General features: G+C 70.4%; 20 protein-coding genes. 11 read left to right on the top strand and 9 right to left on the bottom strand.

Annotated elements, in window-relative coordinates:
- Nucleotides 1–2 precede the first annotated feature (2 nt).
- On the bottom strand, nt 3–1,223 hold the full coding sequence (locus VTA80_RS03225) for an MFS transporter (RefSeq protein ID WP_407343983.1): 1,221 nt from the start codon (nt 1,221–1,223) through the stop codon (nt 3–5).
- Nucleotides 1,224–1,390: 167 nt separating this feature from the next.
- Here VTA80_RS03225 and VTA80_RS03220 point away from each other — a divergent pair, with 167 nt between their 5' ends.
- A complete protein-coding gene (locus tag VTA80_RS03220) occupies nt 1,391–1,855 on the top strand; it encodes an RrF2 family transcriptional regulator (RefSeq protein WP_407343982.1) in 465 nt (154 codons plus the stop codon).
- A 7-nt stretch (nt 1,856–1,862) separates the two neighbouring features.
- On the opposite strand, the gene VTA80_RS03215 is transcribed toward VTA80_RS03220, so the two are convergent.
- The 5 genes from VTA80_RS03215 to VTA80_RS03195 all read right to left on the bottom strand — a co-directional run bounded on the left by VTA80_RS03215 (nt 1,863) and on the right by VTA80_RS03195 (nt 7,243).
- On the bottom strand, nt 1,863–2,138 hold the full coding sequence (locus VTA80_RS03215) for a hypothetical protein (protein ID WP_407343981.1): 276 nt from the start codon (nt 2,136–2,138) through the stop codon (nt 1,863–1,865).
- Entirely contained in the window at nt 2,131–2,994 is an 864-nt protein-coding gene (locus tag VTA80_RS03210; protein ID WP_407343980.1) for a slipin family protein, read from the bottom strand. Before VTA80_RS03210 ends, VTA80_RS03215 begins: the two co-directional genes overlap by 8 nt.
- Entirely contained in the window at nt 2,991–3,800 is an 810-nt protein-coding gene (locus VTA80_RS03205; RefSeq protein WP_407343979.1) for a hypothetical protein, read from the bottom strand. The genes VTA80_RS03210 and VTA80_RS03205 overlap by 4 nt, the downstream gene beginning before the upstream one ends.
- Entirely contained in the window at nt 3,800–6,196 is a 2,397-nt protein-coding gene (locus tag VTA80_RS03200; RefSeq protein WP_407343978.1) for a nitric-oxide reductase large subunit, read from the bottom strand. Before VTA80_RS03200 ends, VTA80_RS03205 begins: the two co-directional genes overlap by 1 nt.
- Before the next feature lie 345 nt (nt 6,197–6,541).
- Nucleotides 6,542–7,243 (bottom strand): helix-turn-helix transcriptional regulator, encoded by a 702-nt coding sequence (locus VTA80_RS03195; protein ID WP_407343977.1) that lies wholly within the window; start codon nt 7,241–7,243, stop codon nt 6,542–6,544.
- Between the two features lie 53 nt (nt 7,244–7,296).
- On the opposite strand from VTA80_RS03195, the gene VTA80_RS03190 reads away from it, so the two are divergent.
- Nucleotides 7,297–7,668, top strand: coding sequence for a cupin (locus VTA80_RS03190; RefSeq protein WP_407343976.1), 372 nt, complete (start codon nt 7,297–7,299; stop codon nt 7,666–7,668).
- Between the two features lie 9 nt (nt 7,669–7,677).
- Here the strand turns inward: VTA80_RS03190 and VTA80_RS03185 are convergent, their stop codons facing one another.
- A complete protein-coding gene (locus tag VTA80_RS03185) occupies nt 7,678–8,382 on the bottom strand; it encodes a Crp/Fnr family transcriptional regulator (protein ID WP_407343975.1) in 705 nt (234 codons plus the stop codon).
- 325 nt (nt 8,383–8,707) lie between these two features.
- Here VTA80_RS03185 and VTA80_RS03180 point away from each other — a divergent pair, with 325 nt between their 5' ends.
- Together VTA80_RS03180 and VTA80_RS03175 are read left to right on the top strand one after the other, a co-directional pair.
- Nucleotides 8,708–8,971: a cation transporter gene (locus VTA80_RS03180; protein WP_407343974.1), complete on the top strand. Its 264-nt coding sequence runs from the start codon at nt 8,708–8,710 to the stop codon at nt 8,969–8,971.
- Between the two features lie 50 nt (nt 8,972–9,021).
- The gene (locus tag VTA80_RS03175; protein WP_407343973.1) at nt 9,022–10,983 is read left to right on the top strand and encodes a heavy metal translocating P-type ATPase; all 1,962 of its coding nucleotides are present in this window, start codon (nt 9,022–9,024) and stop codon (nt 10,981–10,983) included.
- Between the two features lie 58 nt (nt 10,984–11,041).
- On the opposite strand, the gene VTA80_RS03170 is transcribed toward VTA80_RS03175, so the two are convergent.
- Entirely contained in the window at nt 11,042–11,821 is a 780-nt protein-coding gene (locus VTA80_RS03170; RefSeq protein ID WP_407343972.1) for a YwiC-like family protein, read from the bottom strand.
- Nucleotides 11,818–12,555, bottom strand: coding sequence for a helix-turn-helix transcriptional regulator (locus VTA80_RS03165; RefSeq protein ID WP_407343971.1), 738 nt, complete (start codon nt 12,553–12,555; stop codon nt 11,818–11,820). The genes VTA80_RS03170 and VTA80_RS03165 overlap by 4 nt, the downstream gene beginning before the upstream one ends.
- Nucleotides 12,556–12,644: 89 nt before the next feature.
- Here VTA80_RS03165 and VTA80_RS03160 point away from each other — a divergent pair, with 89 nt between their 5' ends.
- The 7 genes from VTA80_RS03160 to VTA80_RS03130 all read left to right on the top strand — a co-directional run bounded on the left by VTA80_RS03160 (nt 12,645) and on the right by VTA80_RS03130 (nt 20,536).
- Entirely contained in the window at nt 12,645–12,995 is a 351-nt protein-coding gene (locus VTA80_RS03160; RefSeq protein WP_407343969.1) for a DUF2249 domain-containing protein, read from the top strand.
- Between the two features lie 96 nt (nt 12,996–13,091).
- On the top strand, nt 13,092–15,677 hold the full coding sequence (locus VTA80_RS03155; RefSeq protein ID WP_407343968.1) for a multicopper oxidase domain-containing protein: 2,586 nt from the start codon (nt 13,092–13,094) through the stop codon (nt 15,675–15,677).
- 203 nt (nt 15,678–15,880) lie between these two features.
- Nucleotides 15,881–16,243, top strand: a complete 363-nt coding sequence (gene fdxA / locus VTA80_RS03150) for a ferredoxin (RefSeq protein ID WP_407343967.1) — start codon at nt 15,881–15,883, stop codon at nt 16,241–16,243.
- Nucleotides 16,244–16,851: 608 nt separating this feature from the next.
- On the top strand, nt 16,852–17,880 hold the full coding sequence (locus tag VTA80_RS03145) for an amidohydrolase family protein (protein WP_407343966.1): 1,029 nt from the start codon (nt 16,852–16,854) through the stop codon (nt 17,878–17,880).
- Between the two features lie 41 nt (nt 17,881–17,921).
- Nucleotides 17,922–18,605, top strand: a complete 684-nt coding sequence (gene ligK, locus VTA80_RS03140; protein WP_407345659.1) for a 4-carboxy-4-hydroxy-2-oxoadipate aldolase/oxaloacetate decarboxylase — start codon at nt 17,922–17,924, stop codon at nt 18,603–18,605.
- Nucleotides 18,606–18,618: 13 nt separating this feature from the next.
- Nucleotides 18,619–19,584, top strand: coding sequence for a DUF1932 domain-containing protein (locus VTA80_RS03135; RefSeq protein ID WP_407343965.1), 966 nt, complete (start codon nt 18,619–18,621; stop codon nt 19,582–19,584).
- A 1-nt stretch (nt 19,585) separates the two neighbouring features.
- Nucleotides 19,586–20,536 carry an amidohydrolase family protein gene (locus VTA80_RS03130; RefSeq protein ID WP_407343964.1) on the top strand — a complete coding sequence of 317 codons (951 nt, stop codon included), beginning with the start codon at nt 19,586–19,588 and terminating at the stop codon, nt 20,534–20,536.
- Nucleotides 20,537–20,584: the final 48 nt, after the last annotated feature.

Here is a 20,584-nt window from a genome sequence, read left to right as displayed (position 1 = left end):
CGTCAGGTGGTGGCGGCGGCCCGGGCGGACCGGCGCAGCGGGCCCCAGGTGAAGAGCGCGGCGCTCACGCAGACCACGGCGAGCAGCACGAGCCCGACGGAGTAGTCGCCGACAGCGCTGAACACGGCCCCCATCACCAGCGGGGGGACGAAGCCGCCGAGCCCACCAGCGGCGCCGACGATGCCCGTGACCGCGCCCACCTTGGACTTGGGTGCGAGGATCGCGACCAGCGCGAACGTCGCCCCGGCAGATGAGCCCAGTGCCGCGGCCAGCCCGAGGAACGCGATCGTGCCGACCGGGACCAGCGGCAGCTCGAGCGCTGCGAGACCAGCCAGGACCGCCGCGGCGGTGAAGTTCACCACCAGGACGCTGACCGGGTTGAACCGGTCGGAGAGCCAACCGCCGACGGGACGCGCCGCGACCGCCAGGACCACGAAGCCGGCGGTGCGCAGCGCGGCGTCCCCGGGGGCCAGCTCGAACGCGTTGATGAGGTAGGTCGGCAGGTAGACGCTGAACGCGACGAACCCACCGAAGCCCACGGCGTACACCAGCGACAGCTGAGCCGTGGCGGGGATCTTGGCGGTCGCCCAGGTCCGGGCGAGGAACGACCCGGTCGGCGGGAACCGGCCGGGCGCGTCCCGCACGAACAGCGCCGCGATGATCGCGTACACCGTCAGCACCCCGGCCACGATGAGGAACGGTGCCTCGGGACTCACGTTGTCGGTGAGGCGGACGGTGGTGAACGCGGAGATCGCCGTGCCGCCCATCCCGATCCCGAAGATCCCCAGTGCCGTGCCGCGCCGCGCCGGCGGGTACCAGGAGTTGACCAGCGGGACGCCGATCGCGAACGCGGTCCCACCGAGCCCGAGGAAGAACCCGCCGACCAGCAACGCGGCGAAGCTCTGCGCGACCAGTCCGACGTAGAGCACCGGCAGCACGGTGAGGATGCTGACGGCCGGGAACATGATCCGCGCCCCGACCCGGTCGGTCAGGGCCCCGACCGGGATCCGGCCCAGCGACCCGACGATCACCGGGACGGCCACCAGGACCGCCTGCTGGAAGACGGTCAGGCCGAGCTGGGTGCGATAGGCCCCACCGAGCGGGCTGATCAGCGCCCAGGCCCAGAAGTTGACCATGAACCCGAACATCGCGAGCACGAGCATCCGGGTCGCGAGCGCGGGGGATGCAGACGGCGATCCACCGCCCGGTCGGGTGCGCGCCACCGGGGACGGACTTGCCGCCGCCACGGATGCGTTCCCGTCACGTCCCTTGAGTCGTCCTTGACTCTCGGCCATTGTCAGCCTCGCTTTGTTGGGGTTTCGCCCGTCGGGTGAGGGCTCTAGGAGAAAACTAGCACTTGAGATGCAAGTTTTGGCGATATCCTCTGACGATGCGGATCAACGCGTTCTCGGATGTAGCCCTGCGGGTCCTGATCCTGCTCGCCGCCACACCGGCCACGCCCGAGGCGGACGTGCTGACGTCGAAGGCGCTTGCGGTGGGGGTCGCGACGCCGTACCACCACGTGGCCAAGATCGTCGCTCGGCTTCGTGAGCTTGAGCTGATCGAGGTGACCAGAGGCCGCGCCGGTGGGGTGCGGATCAGTCCCGCCGGGCGGCTGGCCACGGTGGGCTGGGTGTTGCGTGCGCTCGAGACGCGCACCGATGTGGCCGACTGTGAGACGCCCACCGGCGTGTGTCCTTTGATCGACGGCTGCGGGCTTCGGGGGGCGTTGGGACGTGCCCGCAACGCGTTCTACTCGGAGTTGGATGACGTCACCATCTCGTCGCTGGCCTACGTACCGCGGGGTGTGACGCGGCGGCGCGCCGTCGGCTCGTCGTCGAGTCCCGTCGTCTGAGGTCGCCTCACCGCGGCGGGGAGTAGTTGGCGCGCACCCACAGCAGTCCGCCGCGGATGGCGATCGCCACCCCGATCGCACCGATGGCCATTCCGGCGACGAGCCAGACCACGAGAGGGTCAAGCGTGTCGAGCGAGCCGGCGGTTCCGGCCATGGTGCCGCCGAGGAACCCGAAGAGCGGGGCGAGGACGGCCAGGAGCGACCCGAGGATCACGGATCGGACGCCTCGGCTCGGGTCGGGGTGAGAGGTGGGGTCGACCGATCCGGCCGGGATGTCACTCATGGCGGGTCCCTCCGTTGCTGCTCGCGTTCGAGGGCGTGCCCATGGGGGCTGCGCCGCCGGCGGGATGGGTTGCGGCAGGTTCGGTGAACTTGTCGATGATCTGCGGGAGCTTGCCGAGGAAGGGGCCGATGATGTCGATCGGGATCGGGAAGACCACGGTGGAGTTGTGGTCGGCACCCAGCTCGAGCAGCGTCTGCAGGTAGCGCAGCTGCAGGGAGGCCGGGTTGCGGCTGAGGGTCTCGGCGGCCTGGCTGAGCTCTTCGGAGGCTTGCAGCTCACCGCGGGCGTTGATGATCTTGGCGCGTCGTTCGCGCTCGGCCTCAGCCTCGCGGGCCATCGCGCGCTGCATCGCCTGGGGGATCTCGACGTCCTTGATCTCGACGACCTGGACCTGGACGCCCCACGGCTCGGTCTGGGTGTCGATGGTGCGGGCGAGGTCCTCGTTGATGTCGGCGCGGTGGGCGAGCAGGGTGTCCAGGTCCGCTCGGCCGACCACGGAGCGCAGGGTGGTCTGCGCGATCTGGGAGGTGGCGACGGCGTGGTTCTCGACCGCCATCACGGAGCGGACCGGATCGACGACCTTGAAGAGCACGACGGCGTTGACCCGTGCGGGGACGTTGTCCTTGGTGATGACCTCTTGCGGGGGGATCGTCAGGGTGACCACGCGCAGGTCCACGCGCACCATCTTGTCGATCCCGGGGAAGATCAGGCGAACCCCGGGCTCGAGGGGTTCTCGCAGCCGCCCGAGCCGGAAGGCCACGCCGCGCTGGTACTCCTGGATCACCTTCGTCGAGACCGCCATGATGACGAGGCCGACAAGCCCGATCACCGCGAGAAGCCACAGCCATGCGTTCATGGGTTGTCCGTCCTGTTCGATCGGGAAGGTGGTGGGGCGTCGACCGCCTCGGGGTTCTCGAAGGCTCCCCATCGGGTGGCGAACGCGCTGCGTCCGGCGGCGAAGGGCGCAGCGCCAGCGGTGCCCAAAGGTGCAGCCCCAGCGGGTCCGCGGGTGCCGATAGTGACCGGGACCGGGCCGCCGCCCGCGCCGCGCCGGTCACTGCGGTAGCGGATCGGACGTAGCGCGGCCGCGGCGACGGCCGCGGACTTTGCGTCCATCGTCTGGTCCAGCGTCTCGACCTTGACGTGCTCGGGGAACCGCGCCGGGGTGCGGTGCAGGTGCGACCACAGCGGCCAGCTCGCCGCGGACACCCCCAGTGCCGCCCCGGCCAGCACCGCGAGCTCGGCCGGGGTGCGCGTGCCGATCATGGTCGCCAGCGGCCAGATGACCCCCAGGATCACCACGGCGCACGCGATGCCGCGGTGGAACCGCTCGACCTCGGAGCTCGGCCAGGGGTCCACGTTGCGCGTGACCTCACGTCCGTGCGGCGAGGTCGTGCAGCTGTTCGGGCAGGCGTTGCAGACCGTGGGGCTGGCCCGGTATCGCATGACCCTCGAGTCAGGGTCGAACGACGTCGGCCACAGCCACTGGTTTTCTGAGCACACCCACGCGTCGTGGTCTTCTTGGTAGCTGAACATGCCTGATCGCCAGGCCTGTGTGCGGATCGCCGCGTGCTTCGCACTGAGATCCAACGCGAACGCGACCAGGAGCAGGAAGACCGCATAGCCGGCCGCGAGCCAGACGTTGGCGCCGATGTCGCCCATCAGGGCTCCCGGTCCGACCCTTGCTTGCCGTCGTTGTCGGCCCGAGCATCGGAGCCGTACTGCGACGGCGGGGTCGGTGCCGCTCCGACGGCGACGGGGGCCTCTTCGACGAAGAGGGCCTCTTGCGGCACCGTCTGCGTGGTCGCCTTGATCCGGTACCGCACCCCGAGCCAGGTGATCCACAGGAACGGCAGGACGCCGCCGCCGATGAAGATGAGATCGCCGGGCATGCGCAGCCACTCCAGGACCGCGTTCCCCGGGGTGTTGATGAAGGCGAGCGTGCGTGCTTCGAAGTAGCCGTCGTTGACCGAGTGCCACAGCTGGATGACCCCGAGGGGCAGCAGGGTGGCGAACACCATCCAGGCGAGGCCGATGTTCAGCGACCAGAAGCAGAGCTTCGCGAGTTGGTCGGGCCAGCGGCGGGCGGGGATGAGGTAGCGCAGCGCGAACAGGGACAGGCCGACGCCCATCATCCCGTAGACGCCCATCATCGAGCCGTGGGCGTGGTTGGCTGTCAGGGCCGTGCCGATCTCGTAGTAGGACACGATCGGCAGGTTGAGGAGGAACCCGAACACGCCGGCGCCCAGGAAGTTCCAGAATCCGACGGCGACCAGGAACATCACCGCCCACCGGTGCGGGAAGGGCGCGGTACTGCGCGACTGCTGTCTCGCCCCGAGCTGCAGGAAGCTCCACGCCTCGATGGTCAGGAACGTCAGCGGGATGATCTCCAGCGCCGAGAAGACCGACCCCAGGGCCATGTGCTCGACCGGCGTACCGGAGAAGTACAGGTGGTGCATGGTGCCGATGACGCCGCCGGCGGAGTACAGGATGACGTCGAGGAAGATGATCGTCATGGCGATCTCGCGCCGGATCACGCCGAGCATCACAAAGATGTACGCCACCATCACGGTGGTGAAGAGCTCCAGGAAGTCCTCCACCCACAGGTGCACGACCCAGAACCGCCAGAACTCCGCGACCGTCAGCTGGGTCTCGGTGCCGGCGAGCATGCCCACGGCGTAGAAGCCGGGGATGGCGAGCCCGGAGTAGAAGAACAACCAGGGCAGGTTGGCCCGGTTCTCGGTCTTCAGCCGCGCGCGGATCCCGCGGTAGATGATCGCGATCCACAAGAACATGCCCACGGTCAGCAGGCCCTGCCACACCTTGGGCAGGTCCAGGTACTCCCACTGCTGGTCCCACAGCGGCGAGCCCTTGGCCCACTCGACCCCGAAGATGCTCAACGCCTCGCCGGTCATGGAGCCGACGACAACCAGCGCGATGGCGCCGAGCAGGCCGTACACCAACCAGTGCTGGCGTTTGGGTTCGCGTCCCGAGACGTACGGGGCGATGAAGATCCCGGCGGCGAGGAACGATGCCGCGGTCCAGAACAGCGAGAGCTGGACGTGCCAGGTGCGCGCCAGGTTGAACGGAAGGATGCGCGCGAGATCCAGCCCGAAGAAGCTGGTCAGGTCAGCGCGGTAGTGCTCGGCGGCGGCGCCGAGCAGCGCCTGGCCGAGGAAGAGCAAGGCGACCACGAAGAAGAACCAGGCGGTGGCGCGCTGCGCCGGGGTCACCTCGACCTCGCCGGGCTGCTTGAACGACAGCGGGGGTGCTTCGGCGTTGTGCCAACCGATCTTTTTGCTCCACCGTCCGTACAGGGCGAACAGGACGCCCGTGCCGAGCAGGAGGGCCGCCAGCGACAGGGCGCTCCACAGCAGGAGGTCGGCCGTCGGGGTGTTGTCGACGAGCTTCTCGGGCGGCCAGTTGTTCGTGTAGGAGTAGTCGTGGTTGGGGCGCTCGGCCGCGGCGCCCCAGGCGGTCCAGGCGAAGAACGCGGTCAGCTGGTTGATGTCCGCTGGGTTGCTGATCACGTTCGGGATCAACCCGTACTGCGTGGTCGGCGAGCCGAAGAAGTCCGCGTAGTGGCTCTTGACGTCCTCGAATGCCCGCACCTGCAGGTCGGTCAGGACCAGAGTGCCGGTGTCCGCGTCGTACCGGTTCGTCCGCATGATCTTGACGAGCTCGCCGCGGGGATCCTGGATGCCGGAGGCGGTGAGCTCGTCGAGGATGAACAGCGACGAGCGGCGCAGGTAGTCGGTGGTGTAGTCGGGCCCGAGGTATCCGCCGTGACCCACGATGGAGCCGTACTGCTGCAGGCCGCGGCGCAGGAAGATCTGCTGACCCGCGGTGATGTCTTCGCCGGAGAAGACGACCTCGCCCTGAGAGTCGACCACCTGCTTGGGCTGAGGCATCGAATCGGTGTAGGTGCGCAGAGCCAGCAAGCCCATGATGAAGAACCCGAAGAGGATGACCAGGGCGACTCCCTGGATCCACCCCTTCGAGACCAACAGCTCCGAGCGCTTGCCCGGCCGTTCCAGCGCAGGCGTCGTCCGTACCACGTCGTTCTCCTCGGATTGACCATGAAAAGTCGTTCATGACCAGCCGAAGAACTCGACCCGCCGGTTTGCGACGGACGAATGCGTCCGCGCAGGGCCCCCCGCCCAGGCCTGGCCACAACCGCGGCCGAGCCCACCTCAAAGCAGTTTTCACATCGAAAGTGTGAACAACTGCGCAGGGCGAACCTAGCACCGCTGGAGGGGTTCCTTTGACATGCCTGTGAGGTCCGAGTGACGCACAGGTGGCAGGCGGGCACGAAGCACTGCGTACCGGGTCTGGTGGACCTGGTAGGGCTCTGCGGCCCCCTGAACTCAACTGACCAGGTGACGGGCCATCTCGAGGTGTGGCTACGCTCCCGGGCCGCCGGTGAGGGTCACCAGGCAGAGGTCGGGCTCGATGAAGGGCGCGATCTCGGTGGCCTGGACCGCGGTGCCCAGGCCCTCGAGGGTTCCCTGGATCAGTCCGAGGTGCACCTGGCACACCACCGCCGCGTTGCGTGCGGCGATCTCGCGGAACGGGCAGTGGCGCAGGCGGATGGCTGACCGATCCTCGGCCAGCTCAGGGGAGAATCCCGCGGCGGAGAGCAGCCGCAGCACCGGCGTCAGGTCGTCCTGCGTCTCCCCGGCGAACGGGTCGGGGGGCGCGTCGGCCAGGCCTCCGGGCGACGCGGGGCTCGGTTCGTTCGCCAGCGCCCAGCTGCGGCCGGCGGCAAGAGCGACCTGGCTCGGGTCGGGGGTGGAAGCCGCCAGGTGGTGGGTCAGGACATCCGCGAGCAGCCGGTAGTCCCGGTCGGCGGTCGGTGCTCCGGTGGCCCGGAAGACCTGGCGGGGGCGGCCCGGCACGCCGCGGGCATCGGCGGCCCGCTCGACGTGTCCCGACTGGACCAGCGCCTCGAGATGGGCTCGCACGGTGTTGCCGTGCATCCCGATCTCCGTGGCGATCTCTGCGACACTCAGGGCGTCGTTGCGCTCCCGAAGCACCTGCAGGAGCTCGGCTCGGCGACGGCTCGCCAGGACCCGACGGGGGAGTCCAGACTTCGAGACGGGCATACAAGGAGTTTCCCACGCCTGCTCGAACCGCGGGCTCGCCCCCGCCTGCTCGTATGTCGATCGCACTCGGAGGAACCGTGGCCAATCTCAGCGTTCTCGCCCAGTCGCACCTCGACGCCGCCCGGGCCTCGGACCACGGCCGCAGCGCCGAGATGCTGCTGCACGACGGACCCTTGCGGCAGACCCTGATCGCGCTGGTGGCGGGCACCGAGCTCGCCGAGCACAACTCACCGCACGCAGCGAGCCTGCAGGTCCTGGTGGGCCGGCTGCGGGTCACCGGCGAGGAGACGGCCGCCTTCGTCGCCGGGGAGGTCGTGCTGCTCACGCACCTGCGCCACGCGGTGCTGGCAGAGGAGGACTCGGTCTTCCTACTCACCACGGTGACAGGCGTGGAACCTGCCGCGGAGCCCGCGCGAGCGCGGTAACCGAGCGGGTCAGACCGGGCTCGCCGCTCGGTCGGTGCCCGCTGCGACCTCGACCAGGCGCGGTCGGTCGAGGACGGCCGTCCAGCGGCGCCCCGAGTCGATGGTCCGGTCCTTGCGTAGCTGACTCATGACGCGCGAGACGGACTCAGGGGTCGAGCTGGTCATCCCGGCGAGGTCCGCGCGGGAGAGTGGGATCTGCAGCAGGGTGCCGCCGTCGCCCGCGCGTTCCTGCCCGAGCTTGTCCGCCAGTCGCAGCAGCGTGGCCGCGACGCGTTGCGCCACGGTGTCGGTGGAGTGGTGGCCCAGGTCGGAGCGGGCCCGGGCGAGGCGCGCGGCGACGTCGTCGAGCGCGCGAAGGGCGACCTGGGGGTGCTCGTTGAGCACGGCGCGGAACGCCGTCGGGTCGATCCGCAGGGCGCAGGTGGTGGTGAGCGCCTGCGTGGTCTCGGGGTAGGTCGGCTCCCCGAGCGTGGTCAGGGTGCCGAAGAGGTCGCCCGGGGTGAGGAGGTCGACGACGATCTCGCGCCCGCCCGCGGTCGGACGGGACACCTTCACTCGGCCTGAGGCCAGGACGTAGAGGTGGTCCGCGGGCGCCCCGGCGGTGAACAGGACGTCCCCGGCCGCCCACGACAGCGAGACCATCCGGGCGTCGATGGCGGAGAGTTCCGGGACCGAAAGCCCGGCGAAAAGCGGGACGTGGCCCAGGACGCGCATCCGTACCGGCGCAGGGCATTGGTGGGGCTCTGCGCAGGTCGCCCGCAGCGGGATCAGGCGCCGGGTCGACGGCCGAGCGACCGCTGGCGACTGGTCGTGCTGGGGGCTGGCATGCGGGGGGTTCACATCGTCTCCTGGGCTCGGCGCGAGCGTATCGCCTCGGTCCCGGCTACCCCGGCAAGGTCGCCGGCCGCAGGGCTTCCGCCGGTTCCGAGCCGAGGTGCCGTTGATTGATCTGCGTCATGTTCGCCTCGCCGCGCGGCTTCTAACGTCTGGGTCAGTCGCCTCGAACGGGGCGAACCGCACCATCGAAAGAGGCCCGATCATGAGCACCACCGCTTCCTGCAGCACCGCTGCCAGCACCACGGTCACGACCCGCACGGTCCTGCGGGCCGAGGGCTTCTCGTGCCCGTCGTGCGTGGCGAAGATCGAGAAGCAGGTCGGCCGCGTGGCCGGCGTCGTCGCCGTCGCCGTGCACTTCGCCTCGGGTCGCGTCGAGATCGACCACGACCCGCAGGTCGTCGGGGTCGAGGCGCTGGTGGCCGCGGTCGCCAAGGCTGGGTACACCTCCACCCTCGCCGTGTTCTGACCGCACGGCCCGGCCTGGATCCAGTCGACCCACCGAAGGAGAGCACGAGCATGAGGACGCTGCACGCGAGGTTGCACGCGGGATTGCACGGGAGGTGGGGGATCCCCGCGGTGAGCGCGTTGCTCATCGCGGGGTCGGCCGCCATCACCGGCCTGGTCGGGGCCGGGGTCGCCAGCGACACCGTGATGGTCCTGGCGGCGGTGGTGGCGGGCACGCCGATCGCCGTGCACGCCGTCCGCGCTTTGAGGGCGCGGGTGATCGGCATCGATCTGCTCGTGACCGTGGCGTCGGTCGGGGCGGTGGTGATCGGTCAGTACTGGGAGGCCGCCGCGGTGACGTTCCTGTTCGCCGTCGGGCACGCCCTGGAGCAGGCGACCTTGAGCCGGACCCGGTCGGCGCTGGCCGAGCTGGTCGCCGTCGCGCCGGACGTCGCCGTGGTCCTGCGCGAGGGCGGCCAGGTCGAGGTGGCCGCCGCGAGCGTCGCTGTGGGTGAGACGGTGCTGGTCAAGAACGGCGCGAAGGTGCCGGTCGACGGCGAGGTCAGCTCCGGGACCGGCGCCGTCGACCAGGCCTCCATCACGGGGGAGTCGATCCCGGTGGAGAAGTCGCCCGGGGACCAAGTCTTCGCGGGCACGATCTCGCGCGGCGGGCTGATGCAGGTCACCGCGACCGGGGTGGGCGCCGACACGACGCTGGCGCGGATCATCCATCGCGTCGAGGAGGCCCAGGATGCCAAGGCCCGCACCCAGCGGTTCATGGACCGGTTCTCCGCCTGGTACACGCCCGCGATCATCGTGCTCGCGGTCGTCGCGGGGGTCCTCACCGGTGACGTCGTGCTGGCACTGACCCTGCTCGTGATCGGCTGCCCCGGCGCGATGGTCATCTCCATCCCGGTCTCGATCGTGGCCGGCATCGGCCGCGCCGCCAAGGACGGCATCTTGATCAAGGGCGGGGAGTACCTGGAGAAGTCCGCGAAGATCACCGCGGTCGCCGTGGACAAGACCGGCACTCTCACCCGCGGTCGGCCGCACCTGACCGACGTCGTCGTGCTCGGCCCTGATGCGGACCGCGCCGCGGTCCTGGGCTGGGCCGCGCTGGCCGAGGCGGGCTCCGAGCACCCCCTGGCGCGCCCGGTCCTGGATGCCGCTCGCACCGAGGGGCTGCCCACCGACCGGCTGCCCGAGGTCACCGAGTCCATCCCGGGCAAGGGCATCAGCGCGACCAGCGGCGGGCACTGGCTCCTGGTGGGCAACATCGCCCTGCTGACCCAGTTCGGTGTGGCCGACGACAGGGGGAGCGCCTCGGTGGCGCACGACCTCGCCGTGGCGGGCCGCACCCCGATGATCGTCGCGGTCGACGGCGCCGTGGTCGGCGTGGTGGCTGTGGCCGACGAGGTCCGTACCGACGCCGCCCAGATGGTCACCGAGCTGCACCGCGCCGGCGTGCGCAAGGTCGTCATGCTCACCGGCGACGCCATGCCGGTCGCCGTCGCCGTCGCGGAGGCGACCGGCGTCGACGAGGTGCGGGCCGGGCTGCTGCCGCAGGACAAACTCGACGCCGTCCGTGAGCTGCAGGCCGCGGGCTACGTCGTGGCCATGGTGGGCGACGGTGTCAACGACGCCCCCGCCCTGGCGGTCGCCGACCTCGGGGTCGCCATGGGCGCGGCCGGATCCGCGGTCGCCCTGGAGACGGCGGACATCGCCCTGATGGCCGACAACTTGCTCAAGCTGCCCGAGGCCGTCGCCCTCGCGCGCCGCACGGTGGCGAACATGCACCAGAACATCGCCGTCGCTCTGGCCACGGTCTCGCTGCTCCTGCTCGGGGTCCTGCTCGGCGGGGTGACCATGGCCGCCGGGATGCTCGTGCACGAGGTGTCGGTCCTGGTCGTCATCGGCAACGCCATGCGACTTCTTCGCGCCCGCACGCCGGACCACACACCCGCCACACCCGGGCCTCCCGTGGCCTTCCTGCGCAACAACGCCGGGCGGGCAGCCGAACCCGCCCGCCGCTGACGGAGCCCGCTTCGACGTGGTGCGGTCGGTACGGGGCGCCCCGCACCACGTCGCCGCGTCAGCTCCAGAGCACAGTGGTCATGGCGAGTAGCGCTACGCAGTTGCCGATCTCCACCAGCCCGACGTCCTTCGGGGTCATCGCGTAACGGGGCAGCCAGGCCGCACGCAGGGCGAACCACGCGAACAGGATCGCCCACGGCCAGACGATGAGCCCGGCCAGCACCGTCGCCGCCACGTGGAAGCCGATCGACGCGCGCAGGTAGCTTGCGTCGCCGCGCTCGCGGATCATCGTCTTGACGAAGACCACGGTCCCGATGAAGTACAGCAGCACGATCGCGAACGGCTCGACGACGACCAGCAGCGACACGCCCGCCACGGTGGCGGCCACCGGGACCATCAGGGTTCCCTGGAGCACCGAGGCGAGGTCGTTGGTCAGTGCGCGATCGCGGTGGTGCCAGGCGTACCAGGCGTTCACCGCGAGCAGGGCGGCGTAGGCCGGGGCGAACCACAGGACCTCCGGGCGCAGGACGACCACCACGAGGGCGGCGGGCACCGTGATGGCCGCGTACAGGCGCAGCTGCGCGCGTACCCGCGCGGGACGCCTGGTCTTGAGGGCCAGGAGCGCGTAGTACGACAGCAGGTAGCCGGCGAGCCAGGCGAGGAGCAGTGGGACCTGCAACCAGTTCGCGCCGGCGGTGAGCAGCGCGACCACGAACGGGACGAGAAGCATGGCCCACGCGCCGTGCTGCGGGGGGAGGTACTTGCGAAGCCGGCGCTTGGCGGGGCTCGGCGGCCCGCCGCGGCGGGCGATGCCATGGTTCGGTGGGGCGTGCGTCATCGCGTGATCCTCTCGGAGCTGGCCAGGTCGAGCCGGCAGGCGCCCGGCTCCGAGAACGGGTGCAGCTCCGCGCCCGCAGGATCGGCGCCATATGCGCCGAGCGCACCGCGCACGATGCCGAGGTGGACCGCGCACACCACGTCGGGGTACGCGCGTGCGGTCTCAAGCAGCGGGCACCGGGTGAGCAGCACGCCGGGTGGCCCGTTGGCGGGCTGCGGGGCGAAGCCGAGGTCGGCGAGGAGCTGGACGACCCGGCCGCGCGGATCGACGTCGTCGGCGGGGTCGTGGGTCGGCCCGGTGCGGGCGAGCTCCCGGCCCCACTCGGTCCCGGCGACGGCGGCGTCCCGGCTCGGGGAACTGCTCGTGCGGTGGATCGTCGACGCGAGCGCGGCGGCGAGTCCGGCGTACTCCGCGGCGACCGGGCTCGGCCCGGACCGGACCGCGGTGTAGGTCGACGCGGGGCGCCCTCGCCCACTCGGGGCGGTGCGGCCCCGCTCCACCAGCCCGGCGTCGGTGAGCGCGGCCAGGTGCTCGCGCACGGTGTTGACGTGCAGCCCGGTGGCGATGCTCAGGGCGGTGAGGGTGACGGGGCCCGCTTGCGAGCTCAGGGTCGCCAGGAGCGCGCGACGCGACGTCGACAACGCGGGAGCCGCCCGGGAAGCGGTGACGTCGGCTGCCGGGCGGGGTCCCATGCCGGTGCCGGCGCGGGGCTCGGCCGTCGGGTTATTTTCCACGGAATTGATTGTAGTAATATCAGTTCGAGGTCGCCAGTCCCGGGCCGTCGCCGTGCGGCCGGTCGCGCCGCTGAGCTGGAGGAACCCCCATGAAGGACGTCGTCATCGCCGCGAACGAGGCCGAGGCCGTTGCCGCGAACGAGGCTGAGAGTGCCGTAGATGCCGGCTGCGGCGGGGCCTGCACCTGCGGCGAGGTCGACGGACCGCAGTACCCGGAGCTCGACGCGCGCACGGTCCCGCACGCGATCCGGCACGCGACGATCTTCGGAGCGCTCGACTCGATCGCGCCCGGTGGCGGCCTGATCCTGGTCGCGCCCCACGACCCGCTCCCGCTGCTCGCGCAGATCGAGCAGCGGTGGCCTCACGAGTTCGCGGTGGGCTACCTCGAGCGCGGCCCGGAAGCCTGGCGGCTCACCTTCACGCGCCGCTCCGCGGCCTGACCGCCCCGACGTGACCGGCCCGGCCCGGCGCCACCCGTCGCGCACCGAGCCGTCGTCGACCGAGGTGGCCGCGTGAGATCTCGTTGGCATCTGCGAGTGAACGCGATCGTGCTCGGCTGGCTGGTCGCGAGCGCCGTCGTCGCGATCTCGCATGGCATCCCGGACGCGCGGTGGCTCATGGTCCACCTCCTCCTGCTGGGCGCGGTCAGCTCCGCCATCCTGATCTGGAGCGCCCACTTCGCCGAAGCGGTGCGGCGACGGCCGCTGCGCGGTGGCCATCGCGACCAGGCCATCCGCCTCGCGTCGCACACCCTCGGTGCGACGACCGTGATCGCCGGGGTGGTCAGCGCTCGGTCGGCCGTGGTGATCGTCGGGGCGGTGCTGGTCGCCGGCGTCGCTCTCTGGCACGCCTTCGTGCTCTGGGACCAGAGTCGCCGCGCCCTGGCGTCCATGCTCGGCTGGACGACGTCGTACTTCGTGGCCTCCGCCCTCACCCTGCCGGTCGGGATCGCGCTCGGCGTCCTGCTCTCCCGATCAGACGGCTCGGCGCACGCACGCCTGTACGTCGCGCACCTGGCGACCATGCTGCTCGGCTGGATCGGGCTGACCGTCCTGGGCACCCTCGTCACGCTGTGGCCCACGATGCTCCGCGTGCGGGCGGAACCCGGGGCTGAGCGCGCTGCGCGGCAGGGCCTCGCCGTGCTGGGAGCCGGGCTGTCCGTCGTGGTGACCGGTGCCGCGACCGGCTCGCTCGGGCTGGCTGCGGGGGGCATTGGCCTCTATCTGCTGGGCCTGGTCCGCACGGCTGCGCCACTGGTCGCCGAGGCCCGACGCCGGCCGCCGTCGTCCTTCGCCACCTGGTCCGTCGCCGCCGCCTGGGGGTGGCTGGGCGGCTCCGTGGTTGCGTGGACGGTCATGCTGGCGACCGCGTCGAGCTGGCCCCAGGCGGAGGCCCGGGTCGGAGCACTGCTCGCTCCGCTCGCAGTCGGCTTCGCAGCGCAGGTGCTGCTCGGGTCGCTCAGCTACCTCGTGCCGATGATCCTCGGCGGTGGCCCCGCCGTGGTTCGGGCCACGAACGCGATCGCCGACCGGGGCGCCATGGCCCGGCTCATCCTGGTCAACGGCGGCCTCGCGCTGTGCCTGCTCCCGGGCCCCAGCCTGCTGCTCGTGGGGGCGTCGATGCTGGTTCTCGGTGCCCTGATCTGGACCCCGGTGCTACTCGTGCGGGTGGCCGTGGTCGCACGGCGTCCGCGTCCGGCGGGACCGCTCGCCTCCGGTGGGACCGCCGCGCTACCGGTCGTCGCGGGGCGGCGCCGCCGGGGCCAAGCGATCGCTGCCGGCGCGGCCCTCGCCGTGGTGGTCGTGGCGGGGATCGCGGCCGACCCGGCCAGCATCGGTCTCGGAGCGGCCCCCGCCGGTGGGGTCCAGGCCTCCGGAACGGTGGTCGAGATCGCGGTCGAGGCCCGGGACATGCGGTTCGTGCCATCTTCGGTCGAGGTCAAGGCTGGTGACGAGCTCGTGCTGGTCGTGACCAACACCGATGCAAGCGTCCACGACCTCGTGCTGGACTCCGGAGCAGGCTCGGGCCGCCTCGCGCCGGGCGCGACCACGCGGGTCGAGGTCGGCGTCGTCGGCCGCGACCTGGCCGGGTGGTGCTCCATCGCCGGGCACCGGCAGATGGGGATGGTCTTCGACGTGGTGGTCCTCGGCGGCGCCGAAGGGACGACCGGAAGCGACCACGATGCCGGCCACGCGGGTGACGCCAGTGACGCAGCGGGCGCGGATCCCGCGGGAGACGACCTGGACCTGCAGGCCGTACCCGGCCCGGACGCCGTCCGGCGGGACCCCGTGCTCACCGCCGCGGCGGAGGCGACCGTGCACCGCGAGCGGCTGGTGGTCCAAGAGGTCGAGACCGAGGTTGCGCCGGGGGTTCGTCAGACGATCTGGACGTTCGGTGGCACCGCGCCCGGGCCGGTGCTCCGTGGACGCGTCGGGGACACCTTCGAGATCACACTCGTCAACGACGGCAGCATCGGGCACTCGATCGACTTCCACGCCGGTGCGCTCGCCCCCGACGGCCCGATGCGCACGATCGAGCCGGGGGAGGAGCTGACCTACCGCTTTACCGCGACCCGCTCAGGGATCTGGATGTACCACTGCGCGACCATGCCGATGTCGCTGCACATTGCGAACGGGATGTTCGGTGCGGTCATCATCGATCCGCCCGACCTGCCGGTGGTCGACCGGGAGTACGTCCTGGTGCAGTCCGAGCAGTACTTCGGACCGCAAGGGGGTATCGCCGACTCCGCCCTGATCGCCGCCGAGTCCCCGGACACGGTCGTGTTCAACGGCTACCCGAACCAGTACGACCACCAGCCGCTGATTGCGCGGGTAGGGGAGCGGGTCCGGATCTGGGTGCTCGACGCCGGGCCCAACCGGTCCTCGGCCTTCCACGTGGTGGGAGGTCAGTTCGACACGGTCTTCCTGGAGGGCGCCTACCAGCTCGGCGGCCCGCACGCTCCGGCGTGGGACACCGGCGGGGCGCAGGCTCTCGGGCTGCAACCCGCGCAGGGCGGCTTCGTCGAGCTCGTCCCGCCCGAGGCCGGCCACTACCCCTTCGTCTCGCACCGCATGGTCGACGCCGAACGGGGTGCCCACGGCCTCCTCGTCGTGACCGACTGAGCACGGCCGCCGCCTACCGCGGGCGTCTGCTTCGTCACCTTCACCCGCAGGAAGAGTAAAAACGAGAATAGACGTATAAACTACCGGTGGCGGCGTCGCCTCGACGGGCCCCTGCCCCACTTCGGTCGAGGCGCGCCGCCACTCGGCGCGAGTGGCATCGGATTCCCCCGGTCGTGCACCGCAAGCAAGTGAAGGAGTGTGCGATGACCTACGTGATCGGCGCACCATGCATCGACGTGCTGGACCGAGCCTGTGTCGAGGAGTGCCCGGTCGACTGCATCTACGAGGGCGAACGATCGCTCTACATCAACCCGACGGAGTGCATCGACTGCGGCGCGTGCGAACCCGTCTGCCCGGTCGAGGCCATCTTCTACGAGGACGACCTGCCGAGCGTGTTCGGACCGTTCCTGGCGGACAACGCGATCTTCTTCGACGAGCCGCTGCCCGGGCGCACCGCGCCCCTGGGCGCACCCGGCGGAGCGGCCGCCTTCGGCGTCATCGGCGCCGACACCGACCTCGTCGCGAACTATCCGGCTCGGCTGCCTGCGGAGCCGGCGGGCCCGTAGCGTTCGGGGCGCTTCCGGGCCCGGTCCAGTTCGGGGCTGCCAAGCCCTGATCGTTGGGCTCGCGATCGGTGCGCCCGACGCTCGTCGGGGGCGGGGTCGGTCCTCGACGGAGAGTGCTGGACGCTGACGGTTCTGGCGGCTGAACTGTGCAGATGCAGCCAATGAGTGAGTGTGTCTGGCGGCAGCTGATGGCAGCGACTGGACCTTTTGCGGACTTCTTGCGGACTGGCTGCGGACTTGTAGTGGCCGCCACGATGACTACTGGCGCAAGGCCGGGCACCGGTGGCCGAGCAAGAACTGCGGTGCCCGTGGAGCGGAGGCCCAGGGGACTGGCCTGAGTCAGGCGGGCCGCGACGTCGTCGAGCACGCGCAGGGGGACCGGGGGACGGGTACGTCCGGTCGTGGGCGGCAGCGACTCGTCGACAGGGCGCCGGGGGTGGTGGTGCCGGCATGTCGATGCAGCGATCCCCAACCCGGTGCTATGCCATGCCCGAACGGCCCCGCTTTGGTCTGATCAAGGGCAAGATGCTTGCTAGTACCAGGTCGCTCTCACGGGCTCGTCGCACAGGCCGAGAGGAAGCCAATTCGACGAGGCCGCAGGAGTCCGCATGATCATCGATTGCCACGGTCACTACACGACTGCCCCCCCCGCGCTGGGGCTGTGGCGTGACGAGCAGGTCGCCTTCACCCAGGGCACCGCCGAAGCCCCTCGGGTCGCGGACTTGGCGATCAACGATGACGACATCCGCGAGTCGCTCGAGACCAACCAGCTCAGGCTTATGGACGAGCGTGGCAGCGACCTGACGATCTTCTCCCCACGGGCGTCCTTCATGGCTCACCACGTCGGCGACCTCGAGGTGTCGAAGACCTGGGCCGCGATCTGCAACGAGCTCTGCTACCGCGTGAGCGTGCTGTACCCGGACCGCTTCATCATGGGCGCGATGCTCCCGCAGTCCCCCGGCGCCGCTCCCGAGACGAGCATCCCCGAGCTGGTCCGGTCCGTCGAGGAGTACGGGGCCGTGACCGTGAACCTCAACCCGGATCCCTCCGGTGGCAGGTGGACGTCGCCGCCGCTCACCGACCGATCCTGGTACCCCATCTACGAGAAGCTCGTCGAGTACGAGATCCCGGCAATGATTCACGTGAGCACCTCGTGCAACCCGGCCTTCCACACGACCGGCGCGCACTACTTGAACGCCGACACGACTGCAGTCATGCAGCTGATCCAGGGCGACCTCTTCGCCGACTTCCCGACGCTCAAGTTCGTCATCCCGCACGGTGGTGGCGCGGTGCCCTACCACTGGGGGCGTTTCCGCGGGCTCGCGATGGCGCTGAAGAAGCCCGAGCTGGAGGAGCACATCCTGCGCAACGTCTTCTTTGACACGTGCGTCTACCACCAGCCAGGCATCGATCTGCTCACGACGGTCATCCCGGTCGACAACATCTTGTTCGCGAGCGAGATGGTCGGCGCGGTCCGTGACATCGACCCACGTACCGGGCACTACTTCGACGACACCAAGCGCTACATCGACGCCTCGACCGTCCTCACACCGGAGGGCAAGACGCAGGTCTTCTCGCAGAACACCAGACGCGTCTACCCGCGGGTCGATCGCCTGCTCGCTTCCAAGGGTCTCTAGACCTCGTCCAGCTGCACACCAAGGGGGGACTCAACGTGATCTTGAACCAACTGGGGATCGTCAACCGCAAGGTCGTTCGCGCCGAACCGGGCGCCGTTGCGGAGCTCTCGAAGTACGGCGTGGCCACGATCCATGAGGCGATGGGCCGCGTCGGGCTGATGCGCCCCTACATGCGCCCCGCCTACCGAGGGGCGCGGATCTGCGGGACGGCCGTGACGGTCCTCCTGCAGCCTGGCGACAACTGGATGATGCACGTGGCCGCCGAGCAGATCCAACCGGGCGACGTCGTCGTGGCGGGTTGTACCACCGAGACCGAGGACGGTTTCTTCGGCGACCTCCTCGCCACCTCGATGAAGGCCCGCGGCTGCGTCGGCCTGATCATCGATGGCGGCGTGCGCGACGTCGACACCCTCGAGGAGATGGGCTTCCCGGTCTTCTCGCGGGTCATCAACGCGAAGGGCTGCATCAAGGCGACCCTCGGGTCGGTCAACATTCCCGTGGTCGTGGCGAACGCGGTCGTCAACCCCGGTGACGTCGTCGTCGCGGACACCGACGGCGTCGTCGTGGTCCCGGCCGCCATCGCCGGCCAGGTGGCCGAGGCGGCCGCGAAACGCGAGGCCAACGAGATCGCCAAACGGCAGAAGTTCGAGGACGGCGTGCTCGGCCTCGATCTGTACGACATGCGCGGGGCGCTGGCTGACCTCGGTCTTACCTACGTTGACTGAAAGCAGGGGGATGGTGGGCCACAACGCAGCGGCGCCGCTCAGGACGGTCGGGCTGATCGGGTACGGCGAGGTGGGTCGCATCCTGGCGGCGGATCTCCGTGGCCAGGGCGTGCGGGTCGTCGCCTACGACGTCAAGCTCGACGCCGACGAGGCGACCGGGCGGCCGCTCCGAGCCCACGCTGCGGGTCACGGCGTTGCCCTGCTCGCCGACCACGGTGCAGTTTCCACGGCCGCGGATCTCGTCATCAGCGCGGTCACCGCCGATCAAGACTTCGCGGTCGCGGAGGCGAGCGCTCCCGGGATCAGTGGCGGAACATTCTTCCTCGACCTCAACTCGGCCTCGCCCGGCGCGAAGGGGAAGTCAGCGACCGTGATCGATGCTGCCGGCGGCCGTTACGTGGAGGGCGCGGTGATGACCTCGATCCCGCCCTACCGCAGCGCCGTCCCACTGCTCCTCGGCGGTCCGCATGCCAGGGCCCTCGAGGCCCCGCTGCGCGCCCTGGGGTTCACCGGTGCGAGCTTCTACGACGAACGGCTCGGCGTCGCGTCCGCCACGAAGATGTGTCGCTCGGTGATGATCAAGGGCCTCGAGGCCATGGTCATCGAGAGCTTCACGGCGGCGAGGGCGTACGGCGTGGAGGACGCCGTCCTCGCGTCGCTGAAGGAGACCTTTCCCGGCGTGGACTGGGAAGCCGAGGGCACCTACTTCTTCCAGCGCGCGATCGAGCACGGCCGCCGTCGGTCCGAGGAGGTGCGGGAGGTCGCAGAGACTGTCCGCGATGTGGGTCTCGAGCCCTTCTTAGCCGCCGCGACGGCCAGACGCCAGGCCTGGGTCGCCGACCTCGCCGACGAGGGCGTGTTCGGTCCCCAGGGCAGCGATTTCGCCCGCAGCCCCGACTGGCGCACCGAGGCGGACCGCATCCTCGCCCAGGTCGCGAGCGCCGCACCGGCGCCATCGTCCGCCGAGAAGGAGGAATGACATGACGCAGGCTCCGCACGCGACGACGTCCGGTGGATTCACGAAGACTCCAGGGTGGCTGGACTGGTACGAGAGCCCAAGTACGCCCACGTTCCGGCTTCCGGCCGGAGCCGTCGATGCCCACTGCCACGTCTTCGGCCCGGGCAGCGAGTTCCCCTTTGCGCCGGAACGCAAGTACACGCCCTGTGATGCGTCCAAGGCGCAGCTCTTCGCCCTGCGAGACCAGCTCGGGTTCGCGCGGAACGTCATCGTGCAGGCCACCTGCCATGGTGCCGACAACCGCGCAATGCTGGACGCCGTTCGGGCCTCCGACGGCAGAGCGCGCGGTGTCGCCACGGTTCGGCGTGACGTGACCGAGGACCAGCTGGTCGAGATGCACGACGCGGGCGTCCGGGGCGTCCGCTTCAACTTCGTCAAGCGACTGGTGGACGCCGCCCCGACCGAGGCGCTCATGGAGATCGCCGAGAAGATCGCGCCGTTCGGGTGGCACGTGGTCATCTACTTCGAGGCGCAGGACCTCCCCGGCCTCTACGACTTCTTCAGCTCGATCCCGACGACGGTCGTGGTCGACCACATGGGTCGCCCCGACGTCTCCAAGCCGGTCGACGGACCCGAGTTCGCGCTGTTCCTCAGGTTGCTGCGCGAGCACCCGAACATCTGGTCGAAGGTGACCTGCCCGGAACGCCTCTCTGTGACCGGCCCCGAGGCGCTCGCCGGCGAGCGCGACGCGTACACCGACGTCGTGCCCTTCGCGCGGCGCGTCGTCGAGGAGTTCCCGCGGCGCGTCCTGTGGGGCACGGACTGGCCCCACCCGAACCTGAACGCTCACATGCCCGACGACGGGCTGCTCGTGGACTTCATCTCGCACATCGCACCCACCGAGGAACTGCGGTACCAGCTCCTCGTGGACAACCCGATGCGCCTCTATTGGCCCGAGGAGACCGTCGGCTGACGGACCGCGACACCCCAGGCACTCACCCCGACACAGGAGCAGGACGAC

The organism is Pengzhenrongella phosphoraccumulans (assembly GCF_045689905.1).
GTDB classification, from domain to species: domain Bacteria; phylum Actinomycetota; class Actinomycetes; order Actinomycetales; family Cellulomonadaceae; genus Pengzhenrongella; species Pengzhenrongella phosphoraccumulans.
Note: the sequence above shows the minus strand (reverse complement) of the source record. Positions and strands in the feature narration are given on the sequence as shown.

Bases quoted from the DNA above. Each gene is read 5' to 3' on its own strand.
- VTA80_RS03220 (WP_407343982.1), top strand. From the start codon at position 1,391: ATGCGGATCAACGCGTTCTCGGATGTAGCCCTGCGGGTCCTGATCCTG.
- VTA80_RS03215 (WP_407343981.1), bottom strand. From the start codon at position 2,138: ATGAGTGACATCCCGGCCGGATCGGTCGACCCCACCTCTCACCCCGAC.
- VTA80_RS03210 (WP_407343980.1), bottom strand. From the start codon at position 2,994: ATGAACGCATGGCTGTGGCTTCTCGCGGTGATCGGGCTTGTCGGCCTC.
- VTA80_RS03205 (WP_407343979.1), bottom strand. From the start codon at position 3,800: ATGGGCGACATCGGCGCCAACGTCTGGCTCGCGGCCGGCTATGCGGTC.
- VTA80_RS03195 (WP_407343977.1), bottom strand. From the start codon at position 7,243: ATGCCCGTCTCGAAGTCTGGACTCCCCCGTCGGGTCCTGGCGAGCCGT.
- VTA80_RS03190 (WP_407343976.1), top strand. From the start codon at position 7,297: ATGTCGATCGCACTCGGAGGAACCGTGGCCAATCTCAGCGTTCTCGCC.
- VTA80_RS03185 (WP_407343975.1), bottom strand. From the start codon at position 8,382: ATGCGCGTCCTGGGCCACGTCCCGCTTTTCGCCGGGCTTTCGGTCCCG.
- VTA80_RS03180 (WP_407343974.1), top strand. From the start codon at position 8,708: ATGAGCACCACCGCTTCCTGCAGCACCGCTGCCAGCACCACGGTCACG.
- VTA80_RS03175 (WP_407343973.1), top strand. From the start codon at position 9,022: ATGAGGACGCTGCACGCGAGGTTGCACGCGGGATTGCACGGGAGGTGG.
- VTA80_RS03170 (WP_407343972.1), bottom strand. From the start codon at position 11,821: ATGACGCACGCCCCACCGAACCATGGCATCGCCCGCCGCGGCGGGCCG.
- VTA80_RS03160 (WP_407343969.1), top strand. From the start codon at position 12,645: ATGAAGGACGTCGTCATCGCCGCGAACGAGGCCGAGGCCGTTGCCGCG.
- fdxA (WP_407343967.1), top strand. From the start codon at position 15,881: ATGACCTACGTGATCGGCGCACCATGCATCGACGTGCTGGACCGAGCC.
- VTA80_RS03145 (WP_407343966.1), top strand. From the start codon at position 16,852: ATGATCATCGATTGCCACGGTCACTACACGACTGCCCCCCCCGCGCTG.
- VTA80_RS03130 (WP_407343964.1), top strand. From the start codon at position 19,586: ATGACGCAGGCTCCGCACGCGACGACGTCCGGTGGATTCACGAAGACT.